The sequence below is a fragment of the Parapedobacter defluvii genome, assembly GCF_014642075.1.
GTDB lineage: Bacteria > Bacteroidota > Bacteroidia > Sphingobacteriales > Sphingobacteriaceae > Parapedobacter > Parapedobacter defluvii.
This window is the reverse complement of record NZ_BMIK01000009.1, coordinates 1-12,382: the sequence shown is the minus strand read 5'-3', so window position 1 is coordinate 12,382 and position 12,382 is coordinate 1. Positions and strand designations below refer to the sequence as shown.

Annotated in this window: 12 protein-coding genes; 4 read left to right on the top strand and 8 right to left on the bottom strand. The window is 50.7% G+C overall.

Annotation, left to right across the window (positions count from 1 at the left end; genetic code table 11):
- The first annotated feature begins 7 nt into the window (after positions 1–7).
- Complete coding sequence (locus IEX60_RS13455) at positions 8–1,036, top strand: zinc-dependent alcohol dehydrogenase family protein (protein WP_188751479.1); 1,029 nt, start codon at positions 8–10, stop codon at positions 1,034–1,036.
- Positions 1,037–1,060: 24 nt separating this feature from the next.
- On the opposite strand, the gene IEX60_RS13450 is transcribed toward IEX60_RS13455, so the two are convergent.
- From IEX60_RS13450 to IEX60_RS13435, 4 genes are all read right to left on the bottom strand, one after another.
- Positions 1,061–1,903 carry a universal stress protein gene (locus IEX60_RS13450; protein ID WP_188751477.1) on the bottom strand — a complete coding sequence of 281 codons (843 nt, stop codon included), beginning with the start codon at positions 1,901–1,903 and terminating at the stop codon, positions 1,061–1,063.
- A 66-nt stretch (positions 1,904–1,969) separates the two neighbouring features.
- Positions 1,970–2,626, bottom strand: a complete 657-nt coding sequence (locus IEX60_RS13445; RefSeq protein WP_188751475.1) for a BON domain-containing protein — start codon at positions 2,624–2,626, stop codon at positions 1,970–1,972.
- A gap of 123 nt (positions 2,627–2,749) precedes the next feature.
- Positions 2,750–3,811 (bottom strand): response regulator, encoded by a 1,062-nt coding sequence (locus IEX60_RS13440; protein WP_188751472.1) that lies wholly within the window; start codon positions 3,809–3,811, stop codon positions 2,750–2,752.
- Positions 3,812–3,849: 38 nt separating this feature from the next.
- The gene (locus IEX60_RS13435) at positions 3,850–5,439 is read right to left on the bottom strand and encodes a sensor histidine kinase (protein WP_188751470.1); all 1,590 of its coding nucleotides are present in this window, start codon (positions 5,437–5,439) and stop codon (positions 3,850–3,852) included.
- Positions 5,440–5,759: 320 nt separating this feature from the next.
- Here IEX60_RS13435 and IEX60_RS13430 point away from each other — a divergent pair, with 320 nt between their 5' ends.
- Positions 5,760–8,312, top strand: coding sequence for a cation-translocating P-type ATPase (locus IEX60_RS13430; RefSeq protein ID WP_188751467.1), 2,553 nt, complete (start codon positions 5,760–5,762; stop codon positions 8,310–8,312).
- 11 nt (positions 8,313–8,323) lie between these two features.
- On the opposite strand, the gene IEX60_RS13425 is transcribed toward IEX60_RS13430, so the two are convergent.
- Positions 8,324–8,884 (bottom strand): dihydrofolate reductase family protein, encoded by a 561-nt coding sequence (locus IEX60_RS13425; RefSeq protein WP_188751466.1) that lies wholly within the window; start codon positions 8,882–8,884, stop codon positions 8,324–8,326.
- Between the two features lie 460 nt (positions 8,885–9,344).
- On the opposite strand from IEX60_RS13425, the gene IEX60_RS24820 reads away from it, so the two are divergent.
- Positions 9,345–9,758 carry a hypothetical protein gene (locus tag IEX60_RS24820; protein WP_229717562.1) on the top strand — a complete coding sequence of 138 codons (414 nt, stop codon included), beginning with the start codon at positions 9,345–9,347 and terminating at the stop codon, positions 9,756–9,758.
- Between the two features lie 254 nt (positions 9,759–10,012).
- Positions 10,013–10,462 carry a cold shock domain-containing protein gene (locus IEX60_RS13415; RefSeq protein WP_188751464.1) on the top strand — a complete coding sequence of 150 codons (450 nt, stop codon included), beginning with the start codon at positions 10,013–10,015 and terminating at the stop codon, positions 10,460–10,462.
- Between the two features lie 15 nt (positions 10,463–10,477).
- Here IEX60_RS13415 and IEX60_RS13410 read toward each other — a convergent pair whose 3' ends face one another.
- From IEX60_RS13410 to IEX60_RS13400, 3 genes are all read right to left on the bottom strand, one after another.
- Positions 10,478–11,182, bottom strand: coding sequence for a DUF8612 domain-containing protein (locus tag IEX60_RS13410; RefSeq protein WP_229717561.1), 705 nt, complete (start codon positions 11,180–11,182; stop codon positions 10,478–10,480).
- 249 nt (positions 11,183–11,431) lie between these two features.
- Positions 11,432–11,605, bottom strand: a complete 174-nt coding sequence (locus IEX60_RS13405; protein ID WP_188751831.1) for a hypothetical protein — start codon at positions 11,603–11,605, stop codon at positions 11,432–11,434.
- Positions 11,595–11,819: a hypothetical protein gene (locus tag IEX60_RS13400; protein WP_188751461.1), complete on the bottom strand. Its 225-nt coding sequence runs from the start codon at positions 11,817–11,819 to the stop codon at positions 11,595–11,597. The genes IEX60_RS13405 and IEX60_RS13400 overlap by 11 nt, the downstream gene beginning before the upstream one ends.
- Between the last annotated feature and the right edge of the window lie 563 nt (positions 11,820–12,382).

The window sequence follows — 12,382 nt, the reverse complement described above, 5'->3', positions numbered from 1 at the left end:
TGTAGTGATGAAAGCATGGAGACTTCACGGTGTATCTGACCTTAGCAAGGACAGCCGTCCGCTGAAAGCGGTCGAACTGCCGCTACCCGAACCAGGCCCCACCGATGTCCTCATCCGGGTATCCTGTTGCGGGGTCTGCCATACCGAACTGGATGAAATCGAGGGCCGGACGGTGCCGCTTTATTATCCGGTGATCCCCGGGCACCAGGTGGTGGGGCATATCCACCAACGAGGGTACGAAGCCAGCCGTTTCGCCGTAGGGGATCGGGTGGGCGTAGCCTGGATTTATTCGGCGTGCGGCACCTGCGAATATTGCCAACGGGCGCAGGAAAACCTGTGCCCGGAATTTAGGGCTACCGGCCGGGATGCCAATGGAGGCTATGCCGAATACATGGTGGTCGATGAAAAATATGCCTATGCCCTTCCCGATGTGTTTTCGGACGCTGAGGCCGCGCCGCTTTTGTGTGCCGGAGCCATCGGGTACCGGGCATTGAAGCTTGCCGGCATCAGAGACGGAGATATATTGGGGCTTACCGGCTTCGGGGCATCCGGCCACCTGGTGCTCCAGACGGCAAGCTATCTTTATCCATCGTCACGCATCCTGGTCTTTGCCCGCAGTTCCGAAGAGCAGGCCTTCGCCCGGTCGCTGGGTGCCCATTGGGCAGGAAACACCACCGACACTCCTCCGTTTCCCATCCAAGCCATCATCGACACCACGCCCGTTTGGACACCGGTTCTGAGCGCCCTGCGCCACCTTAAACCCGGCGGAAGATTGGTCATCAATGCCATCCGTAAAGAGCAGACCGACCAGCATGCACTGCTTGAACTGCGCTATCACGAACATCTATGGATGGAAAAAGAAATCAAAAGCGTTGCCAATATCACCCGCGAGGACGTCAGTGCGTTTCTCAAACTTGCAGCCGCCATTCCCCTCAGGCCCGACATCCAGCTTTATCCCTTTGAAATGGCCAATCAGGCGCTGGTTAACCTGAAATGGAAAAATACAAGGGGTGCCAGTGTGTTGGTGATGGAGTGATGGTACAAGCCACGAAGCAATGGCTTAGCGGTCCATTTGGTAGGGGAACACCAACATCGGAAAATCCGGAGAGAGGCTCAGTTTACGGAGTGTCCTGCGCTGAAATATGCTCGACACAAGGTTACGGTGCCGTGTAAACAATACCAGCAGGTCGTAGTCGTGCATCACATCGGTCAGGATGCCCGGCACATCGTCGCCCACCGCCCGTTTAAACCGGATGTTCCGCTTCTGGCCCAAGTCATCCTCAAGGACGTTGCGGAAGCACCGGAAGACTTCGTCGCTGACCGCTGTCCGCTTTTTGCTGACATGGAATACCGTCAATTCCGGTCGGTACCGTGCAAACAGTGTCAACAGTCCGGTGATATGGCTCAGGTCATCCGGACAGTAGTCTGTAGCATACAAAATTCTTGAAGGCTTTTCAAACCGACAATTTTCCGGAACGAGCAGCAACGGTTTACGGGCATCCCGGATTACCTGATAGGTGGTTGTTCCGAAAAGGTGGTCCATTTCCGTGTCTGCACCGCCGGTACCCATCACGATCAGTTCAAAATCGCCAAGCGAAATTGCTTTTCCCAACGCATCTGAAACAGTCGCTATGTATGTCCGCAGATCCGCCGTACACCGGATCTTAAATTCGTGTTCTAAGGAAGCGGCATAGGATTGCAACTGTTCTTTCGTGCCCCGCGCCCCGTCGTCGGCCAGGGGGAGCGCACCCGGTGCCTCGGGCACTACACCATGCCACGCGGATACCTGCTCTACGTAAAGCAGCACCAAATCTCTATTGCGGTCCTGCGCGAGATGCGCTGCATATTTTGCGGCATTTACGGCCGCTGCCGAGAAATCAAAAGGACATAACAGCTGTTTCATAACGTTATTTTTTAGGGCCGCACCGCTAAACTCGATGCGGCTCTTTGACACACTGCTTGATTTAACTTACAGCGCAGTAATGGCGATGTTATCCTCCACGTCGGTTACACCCGGAGAAGCCCAAACGGCTTTTTCGACCTCCCGCCGCTCATTCCATGTATTGGCCTTTCCATTCAATATTACCTTGCCGCCTTCGGTGCGTACCCTGATGTTATCCGCATTGACGGTGGCCCTCCGGTGAAGCGCCTGCCTGATTGTTTTTTCGATATCAATCTTTTCCAAACGAGGTTTCAGGGTAATGGCATTCGTAATGCTCCGTACGCCGGCAATATCCCGCACTGCTTTGTATGCCGCATCCTTTTCGAACTGCCAATCGACGGCGCCTTCGAGTGTTACCCAACCCTCTTCCACCTTCACTTTCAACTTTGATTCAGGCACCAGTGTATTCCACTTGAATGCGTTCAGGATCGCTTCGGCGATAGCCGTATCGTCACGCCGGCCGGCTTTGCTGAATCGGACCTGGATATCTTCCGCGACCGCCACCACTCCATTTACCCGCATCGCCGCTTTTTCTGCAGCATACTTCTTGGAAAAACTGTCCACGTATCCGCTCAGTGTGATTACGCCGTCCTTCGCGGAAACGCCGATTTCCGAAGCTGCGACCATTGGATCCCATTTCAGTTCATCCATAACGTCGCGTTGCAATTGTTCGTTGGTTTTCATTGTATTTAACATTTAAAAGTTAACGAATTACTTAATGGCTAAATTAAGCTTCCGGCGATTTGAAGTCCGATGATAACGATCATACCCGTCCGTGATTTTTATTCGGAACCCATCCCGTTTTGGCTAACGGCTGATTCGTTCCAGCTTTCCGATTTCCAAAATTTTGATCCCTCCGTCGGTCAGGCTGATGAGGTGCTCGTCACGGAAATCGGCAAGTGTACGGTTGAGCGACTCCAGCGCGGTCCCCACAATGGCAGCGATGTCTTTACGTGACACCGTTAGTAGCGGCATTGCCTTATCGGCGATGCCCTGCTGCCTGTAAAGATAGGTCAACGCCGAGGCGACACGCTGCCGCACAGACTGGTAGGCCAGTTCCAGCAATCGCTTTTCATTTTCAAACAAGTTGTTGGATAAGATCTTGATGAACCTCGAAGCAATCTCACGGTTCGTATGGATCAGTGTCTGGAAATCGTGTTTGGGAATAACCCCCACTTCCGTATCCTGCAAGGCAACGGCACTATCGGTATAAGGCGTATCCTTGAGCAAGGGTACGTATCCGATGAATTGCCCTTCCCGGAACATGCCCGTAACCAATTCCTTTCCATCCGGATTGATGCGGCTGGTTTTTACTTCGCCCCGGATGATGTAATAAAGTTCGTTGGGCCATTGGCCTTCCATAAAGATATGGTCGCGCTTCTTGTATGATTTCCGTGGTCTCTCGGCAGAAATACCCAGCAAATCCGGCAATCGGCCCGCATTCTCCAAAAAAGCATCGATGTCATCTAGCTGGGTGCCGAAAGAGGTTTTTAACTGCTCGCTTTTTTTGAGGCGTATCGCCACGGTGTCCAACAGCTCCATCCCGTCAAAAGGCTTTACCAGGTAATCATCGGCACCCAAGCCCATGCCTTTCCGGAAGTCTGATTTCTCTGCCTTGGCGGTCAGAAAAATAAACGGGATATCGGCGGTATCCGGATGCCTTGACAGTACGTGTAGCACGCCATACCCGTCCAGTTCAGGCATCATGATGTCGCAAAGCACGAGGTTCGGCTTGTGTTTCAGGGCTTTCTCCACGCCCGATTTACCGTCGAATGCGGTCAGCACATCGTATCCGCCGATCTTCAGTATTCCGGCGATGTTCTCGCAGATTTCTTCGTTGTCTTCGATTACTAAAATGGTCGTTTTCATGCGTATAGCATTTAGTAAGTAGAATGTGTTTCAATGCGCTATCCCGACGCCGCATGCACTGGCACCACGGGTATTTCCACGGTAAATACGGTTCCCCCCTGCCCGCTGCTGGTCAGCGTAATGGTCCCGCCCATCATATCCACATAACGCTTCACGATGTGCAACCCCAATCCGGTTCCACTGACATTCTGTACATTTTTGGCCCGGAAAAACCGGTTGAACAAATGCTTTTGCTCTTCTTCGGGTATACCTACTCCGTTGTCGGCCACCCGGAGCGTCAGCTTTCCTTCGGCAATGCAGGAAGTAATATTGATCCGGCCGTCCTCGCCCGAAAATTTAATCGCGTTAGACACCAGGTTGAGTAGAATATTGCGAAGAAACTGCTCATCCATGCGGATTTCTTCAACTCCTCCTTCGTGCACGTACTGAATCAGTTGGCCCCGCTTCTTCACTGCATCCATTTCATCCACGATCTCCAGGATGCTGTGCCGGATATTCAAACCCATATACGTGATCTCCACTTTTCCTTCTTCCATTTTGCTGAGCGATAGGAAATCATTCAGGATGGAGGTCATGTTGTTCACCGCACGTTTGATCCGGCTGATATGGGTTGTCTTCTCCTGCTCGTATTCATCGGTATTGTAATTTTCAAGCAGAAAAAGCGAGGAAAGGATGGTACTCAGGGGTGTCCTGAATTCATGGGATGCCATGGTCACAAACCTCGATTTCAATTCGCCCAGTTCCCGTTCCTTGTCCAGTGCTTTCAGCAGGTTGACTTCCATCGTTCGCAGGCTTTCATTGGTTGTCTTCAGCCGTTCCAGGGCGGTTTCCAGATCCCTGGTCCGCTCCGTTACCCGGAGTTCCAGTTCTTCGTTCAGCCGCTTGGTTCGTTCCTGCTCCGTGCGGATCTGTTCGGCGGCCTTTTTGCGTTCGGAAATATCGTTTACAAAAGCGATGACGATCGTCTTCCTGTCGGCCTCGAAATAACCCAGACTGATTTCGACCGGAAATTCATGCCCGTCTTTGTGCAGCGCATACAACTCCAATCCCGCACCCATCGGCCGGTTGCGCGGTGCGGCATGGTAGCGATTCCGATGTGCGGCGTGCTGACTGGCGAAACGTGTGGGGATTAGCTTTTCTATGCTGCTGCCGATCATTTCATTCCGGTTGTAGCCAAATAATTGCTCCGCATAGGTGTTGGACAGGATAATTTCCCCGGTTTGGTTTACCATTAACATACCTTCCGTTGCGTTTTCGAACATTGCGTCAAGCCGGGCCTTGTCTTTCAGCTCTTCCGCGATGTACCGTTTTTGACGGTACATGAAGTAAACCACCGTCCAGACCGTACATATTGCGATAAAGCTTCCCGAAAAGGTGGCCAGACCCCAATTGTCCCGTTCAATGGACAGGAAATACGTCAATACGACGCTCGCCGTCGTAATAACGGCCAATACATTGTAATATTTGCCACGTACGCCCAACCAAAGGAAATATAAAAGGAACAATATATAGGCGGTCGACCATGCCATTGCATTACCGGGAGCCCAGATAACAATCAGGGACACGGCAGTGATCAACAACACCCCCATCAAAAACAGGCGGAAATCCGAATCGACCCTTAATTTCATACGCAAAGAGTGAGGTCCGAACACCAACTTCGGTAGCCGGCAGGTGGGTTACAAGACACGGGCTACCTATGGATAATGCGCTTACAATCAAAAAGTTCATAACAAAATTCTGAAAAATAAATCAAAAACAAAATAGTCTCGTTTTACCGCGCCCCCCTATTGGTGAAGAGAATTTACACGAATCAGCTGCGTAAATTTCGTTTAAGGGAATGCAGGTTACAATGATCAATGTCTGATAATTGAATGATTTCTGTCACGATCGGTTTCACCCTACCCGATGGAATAATCCGTACCTTTAACCTGTCATCACAATCAGCAGTATGTCTTATCACATCCCCGGCCACCTGAAAGGCCTCACCGACAGCGAAGTAGCCGCTTCCCGGAAGCAATACGGTTATAATCAATTGGATGCCGCGCCCAAAAGCTCCGGGCTGTTGCTGCTCATCGATATCCTGAAAGAACCGATGCTCATCCTGCTGATCGTCATCTCGTTCATCTACGTAGCGGTGGGCGACTACGGCGAAGCTGCCTTTATGTTTGCCGCCATCGTTGCCGTATCTGCCATTTCCTTTTATCAGGATAACCGCAGCAAAAAAGCACTGGAAGCGCTGGAAAAACTCAATGAGCCCCTGAGCCGCGTGATCCGGAATTCAACGGTCGTTGACATCCCCACCCACGAAATTGCCGTGGGCGATCTTTGCATCACCGAGGAAGGGAAAATCATCAACGCCGACGGGCGCATTGTACACAGCAATGATTTCTCCGTCAACGAAGCTTCGCTTACCGGCGAGAGCTTTTCCGTATTCAAAGACAGCCAGGCGGAAGACAACCAGGTATATAGCGGCACGCTCACCGTGTCGGGGCTGGCTGTTTTCGAGGTAACGAAAATCGGGAAGGAAACCCGGATCGGCCGGATCGGCGAATCGTTATTGACGATCAAAGCGGAACCCTCTCCCCTGCAGCTTCAGATCGCCCGGTTCGTAAAAACGATGGCCGTCATCGGCATCGTCATTTTCCTGATGGTATGCATCTTCCGGTATTATCAGACCGGCGACTTCATTGCGAGCCTGCTCAACGGGCTTACGCTGGCCATGTCGGTGCTGCCCGAAGAAATCCCGGTTGCATTCACCACGTTCATGGCACTGGGAGCCTGGAAACTGATGCAGGAAGGCATTATCATCAAACGAAGCAGCATTGTGGAAACACTGGGCAGCACCACGGTTATCTGCACGGACAAAACAGGCACCATTACCGAAAACTCGATGCACCTGATCGCCCTATATGATTTCCGGACCGACAAGCGCTATGGCGATGACGCATTCAACGACCCGGAGCTGTCCACTCTCATCAGCTATGCCATGTGGAGCAGCGAACCCGCCCCGTTTGACCCCATGGAAAAAACGCTGCACAGCGTTTATGAGCAAACGCAGCCGAACGACCTGCGGGGTGACTACCGCATGTTCCATGAATATCCCCTTGAAGGGAAGCCCCCGATGATGACGCACGTATTCGAAAACGCCCGCAAAGACCGGATTGTTGCGGCCAAAGGTGCCCCCGAGGCCCTACTCAGCGTATCCCGGCTGTCAGCCAAGGAAAAGGAGCGGGTTAGGGACCAGATCAAAGCCTTCGCACAGCAAGGGTACCGCGTACTGGGCGTGGCCAAATCCCAATTCGAAGGAGGCGACTTCCCTGAAAAACAGCAGGATTTCCCGTTTGAATTCCTGGGGCTGACGGTCTTTTACGACCCGCCCAAGAAAGGCATCAAAGATGTATTCCAACGGATTTACGAGGCCGGAATCGCCGTTAAGGTCATCACGGGCGATAATGCGGATACCACGAACGCCATCGCCTCCCAGGCAGGGATCGTCAGCGATGCGCCGCCTGTAAACGGCGACGAGATCATCAATCATACTGAAGAAGAACTGATGCAGCTATCGGCACGTACCACGCTGTTTACCCGGATGTTTCCCGAAGCCAAACTGGCCGTGGTAAACGCACTGAAAAAACGGGGCGAGGTGGTTGCGATGCTGGGCGATGGCGTAAACGACGGCCCTGCGCTGAAAGCAGCCCACATCGGGGTGGCCATGGGCAACAAAGGGACGGAGATCGCCAAATCGGCCGCCGCTTTGGTGATTACCAATGACGATTTAGGTAAATTGATCACCGGCATTGCAGCGGGAAGGCGGATTTATGCCAACATCAAAAAAGCCGTCCAATACATCATTTCCATCCACATCCCCATTATCCTGACGGTTTCCCTGCCCCTGTTTCTGGGCTGGGTATTCCCGCAGATCTTTACACCGGTCCACGTCATATTTCTGGAACTGGTGATGGGGCCAACCTGTTCCATTGTCTATGAGAATGAACCCATGGAACGCAACGCCATGCAGCGGCCGCCGCGGATCATGACCGACACGTTTTTGAACGGACGCGAACTGACGATCAGCATCGTTCAGGGGTTGGTGATAACCGCCGGTGTGCTGTTTGCCTATCAGCTGGCCGTACAGACCGGCGGGGACGAAGCAAAAACGAGAACGCTGGTGTTTACCACGCTGATCTTTGCGAATATCCTGCTGAGCTTTGTCAACCGCTCGTTTTTCTACAGTGTTTTTGAGCGTTTAAGAAGCCGAAACCGCTTGCTCACCGGCATCACGGTGCTGGTATTGGTTATTCTCTTTGCCATTCTTTACGTAGCCCCGCTGTCCCGATTTTTTGACGTAACGCCGCTGCGTGTAACCGAACTGGGGATCTGCCTGGTCATCGCCTCGGTTTCGGTGTTGTGGTTTGAGTTTTATAAATTGTTCCGCAGGAAAAGACACACGTTGCCCGCACAAGCCAGGCTGGCACATGACGGCTCCGAGAAAGGGGCATAACAGGTAATCGTTTAGGGATGAGGCGCAACTGTTGGCTCGTAGTAAAGCACGATGGCGCCCGAACCGAACGTTTCGGTCTTTATGAGCTTCAGAAAGGTCATATCGTTGATGTTTTCAAATAACGGCAACCCTTTCCCGGCGATAACGGGATGGACACAGAGTTGGTATTGATCGACTAATTTAAGTTCCGTTGCGGCCACGATCAAACTCCGGCTGCCAATCAAAATGTCTTTCTCCGATTGTTGCCTGAGTACTGAAACTTCTTCTTCGAAACTGCGCGTTGCGATCCGTGCGCTTTCCCAATCCACACGTTTCAGCGTCCGGGAAAAAACAAGTTTAGGAACGTTGTCCATAATCACCGCAAATTCATCCATTGCTTTGTTGCCCGTAGGATTTTTTACGATCGGTGGCCAGTATTCCATCAGCTGGTAGGTTATCCTTCCGTATAGAATGATACCGGCACTGCGTAGCAGTTCGCTGTAATGCTCATGCAGTTCATCGTCTGCAATGCCGTACGTGTGGTCGCAAAACCCGTCAAGCGTCATATTGATTGCTGCAATTAGTTTTCCCATGCTGTGTTGTTTTGATCAATGTCTACGCAAAGATACCGGGACAATTCAGCAATGTGGCTGGGAAAAGGGGACAAACTGCGGGGGCGGAAAAGACAAATACCTACAACGGAGTATTTCGATAGCGACGTCTCTTATCGGGCGAGGATAGATTTTTGTAGTTTCAAAACAACAGCATGGAGTCACTATTTATCTTTCAACAAGGCCTTTTGGCTTCGGTAAGCAATGAATTCAGACGTTTCCTGCACGGTAAAATTAATTGGAAATTGCGGATGATTGGTATAAAAGGGGCCCCGTGGCGCTGGAAAAACCACCCTGATGCTGCAACACCTTAAATATGATTTAGGTGACTCGTTCAGCAAAGCGCTATATGTAACTGCCGATCATACCTATTTTTATAACCACAGTCTGCTCGATACGGCTACCACTTGGTATCAACCCTTTCAAACCCAACATCTCGGCGTTGGCGTCGAAACTCGATATTGTCCGCGATAGGATCTACGAGTATATCCATCAATTGAAGGATGCCAAGCTGTTAAATATATTGACGGTCGAAGGCAAAGGCATGTCGCGCTTGCAGAAACCGGAGAAATTGTATCTTGAGAATACCCACCTTGCCTTTGCTATGAACCCTAATCCGGACCGAGGTAATCTCCGTGAAACGTTTCTGTTGAACCAACTGTTAAATAGTGGCGCCAATGTATGGTCGCCAAAATCTGGTGATTTCAAAGTGGGAGCTGTAACGATAGAAATCGGTGGAAAGGGCAAATCAGCGAAGCAGGTAGCTGATACGGGCGATTATATTATAGCTGCCGATGATTTAGAAACTGGGTTTGGCAATAAAATCCCTCTTTGGCTTTTCGGTTTTTTATATTAGGGCCGGGCATAAGCGTAACAACCTAACTCCGCAAGTCATTTATTTTTTGTATATTCGCTCAATTCCATGGCAAACTACGCTCATAAGAACATTTTGGCGTTGCGATTCAGCTGCGCTTTCTGAAAATAATTTTCTGTAAATCCGGGTATGGCCTGCGGCAAAGTCGCGGCACGGTTCCCGTGGCCCATACTGGGGTATGGTAATGCGCCCGATATCCATGAAAAATATAGTATTTATCAAAAAATCAATAATTAATGGCAGAAACATTTAGTAAAAGAGAACGAAGAAAAAAGAAAATCGAAAGAAGAAGAGAAAAAGAATTACGGAGAGACGAACGGCGGAACACCGTAACCAAAGGGAAAAGCCTTGACGAAATGATGGCTTATGTTGATGAAAACGGAAACCTTTCGGAAACACCGCCCGATCCCAAAAAATCGTACACGATCGCAGCCGAAGAAATTGTCATTGATATTCCGAAAGCCGCACCGGCGGATTCCGAGGAATTGCCGACCGGCGTTATCAGCTATTTCGATCCGGCCAAAGGATACGGTTTTATCGTTGACGAACAAACAAAGGAGCGGCTTTTTGTACACGTCAAAAGCCTTGCTCAGCCTGATATGGAACTGAATACGGGCGATCGGGTTTCGTATACCGCTATGCGTAGCCAAAGGGGGATGCAGGCTGTAGCGGTGATGAAACGATAAATGCAAAAAAGGCGGTTAGCGCCGAAGGTTGAGCAATTTCTCCGTATAATCGACCATGAACAATGGAATGTTCAACATGCCATCGTCCATTTTCAGGTTCCTTAGGGAATACCGAAGTCGTACGGGCGGGTTATAGTGCTGGTTATAAATCGTGAGACTTCGGCCCCTTACGTTTTCTTCTGCCTTGACTTCAATGGGAATGATGTCATTTTTCACCTGCAACAGAAAATCGACCTCAGCTTGATTCCCTGACGTCCAATACCGAGGTGTGCCTTCAAAACAAGCTACCAGATGCTGCAACACAAAATTTTCGGTCAGCGCCCCTTTGAATTCAGTAAATAGACGGTTGCCCTCCTTTACAGCAATGGGATCCAACAAAGAGAGCCGACGCAGCAGCCCGGCATGCGAAAGCCAAAGCAACGCATCTTCATAGTCCCTTGCCCTCGCTCCTTCACGTACCGTTTGATACAGGAATTTTTTATTATCACGGGCCAACTGCGATGGGATCGAAGACCAAATGTATTGGATTTTCGGTATATCTTTATTGTCTGCGTGTTTTGAAAAGTCGAGCACATAGGCATTCAATATATCCTGCAATACCTGCTGTGTGGCCTGTACATCTCCCGTCGCTACCAGTGTGGCTACCGCCTCGGGCATGCCTCCGGATATAAAATAGGTTTTAAGCTTATCTACGAGCGTATTAAAGAAAATATCGGGCAATGGTTCCAGTTTATCGATACCATCCAGGTATTCGAATAGCTGTGGGCTATCTATCGACAGGAATTCGGCAAAGCTAATGGGATTGACCTGGAGGAAGGTGACCTTATTTTTTTCACATAATCGATAGTTAATCTGTGAGCATGTTAGCCATAAGACACCTGTATCGCAGCGGGAAACGCGATTAAAAACACCAAGCCTGAAGATGCCACCCGTAGGCGGTCTCTTCAGGCTTGACGAAATTTCAACCGGCTACTGGCGTCTTCGCCATAGACGTTGCAGCAGCCACGTCACTATAAAGCTCACCACGGCACCAATGGCGGCGAGCAACGCCGTGCGCAGCATATCATACACGCCCAACTGGCCGATCACACTCAGTAGTGTTCCACCTGTGGTGCCGATACCAAGCTGCTGGTTAGTCTTCATCGCCGTCCCTCCTATCCTTGGCTGCGCCTTCCACCGCTTCCAATACACCCAGCGCCAGTGCGAGGTATTTGGCTACCACTACAAGTTTGGGCGGCAGCTTCAACGGTGAAGCAATGATTAGTTGGCTCGCCACCGCGAGTCCTTCTTTGATTTGTTCGTAAATTGCCGGTTTCCCCGCTTCGGGTAGGCCGACTGTTTCTTGGTTTTCTTTCATTTCTTTGTTTTTCGGTGATCGTTCTGGTTGCGCTTTGGTTACGCAACGCAACTGGGACGGGGTCGCAGTTAGCAAGCCCACCGGAACTGTAACGCTCGCTTCACTCACGCCACTAGGTTCCTTGTGGACTTGCTAAACTGCTTAGGGGAAGAAATAAGTGCCCACCGGAACTGTAACGCTCGCTTCGCTCACGCCACTAGGTTCCTTGTGGACTTGCTAAACTGCTTAGGGAGAAAATAAGTGCCCAACGGAACTGTAACGCTCCCTTTGGTCACGCCACTAGGTTCCTTGTGGACTTGCTAAGCTGCTTAGGGAGAAGTTAACGCTCCAGATCCACCCCCCAACCCCTACCCCTACTGGTTTGCAACCAGTGCAGACACGGCCTAGGAGATCCTAGCGAAGCGACGGAGATCCAGACGTGGAGCACTGGTTGCAAACCACCACCCGATCATTACCCTGTTTAATCTCCTCCACCAGCAACGTATCCGCCCGACCAACCACATATTTCCAGATTGATTGACTGTCTGTAGTTTTACGCCCAAAATATTATTGAAATGAAAGAG

Coding starts and splice junctions, on each gene's coding strand:
- IEX60_RS13455 (WP_188751479.1), top strand. CDS start 8: ATGAAAGCATGGAGACTTCACGGTGTATCTGACCTTAGCAAGGACAGC.
- IEX60_RS13450 (WP_188751477.1), bottom strand. CDS start 1,903: ATGAAACAGCTGTTATGTCCTTTTGATTTCTCGGCAGCGGCCGTAAAT.
- IEX60_RS13445 (WP_188751475.1), bottom strand. CDS start 2,626: ATGAAAACCAACGAACAATTGCAACGCGACGTTATGGATGAACTGAAA.
- IEX60_RS13440 (WP_188751472.1), bottom strand. CDS start 3,811: ATGAAAACGACCATTTTAGTAATCGAAGACAACGAAGAAATCTGCGAG.
- IEX60_RS13435 (WP_188751470.1), bottom strand. CDS start 5,439: ATGAAATTAAGGGTCGATTCGGATTTCCGCCTGTTTTTGATGGGGGTG.
- IEX60_RS13430 (WP_188751467.1), top strand. CDS start 5,760: ATGTCTTATCACATCCCCGGCCACCTGAAAGGCCTCACCGACAGCGAA.
- IEX60_RS13425 (WP_188751466.1), bottom strand. CDS start 8,884: ATGGGAAAACTAATTGCAGCAATCAATATGACGCTTGACGGGTTTTGC.
- IEX60_RS13415 (WP_188751464.1), top strand. CDS start 10,013: ATGGCAGAAACATTTAGTAAAAGAGAACGAAGAAAAAAGAAAATCGAA.
- IEX60_RS13405 (WP_188751831.1), bottom strand. CDS start 11,605: ATGAAGACTAACCAGCAGCTTGGTATCGGCACCACAGGTGGAACACTA.
- IEX60_RS13400 (WP_188751461.1), bottom strand. CDS start 11,819: ATGAAAGAAAACCAAGAAACAGTCGGCCTACCCGAAGCGGGGAAACCG.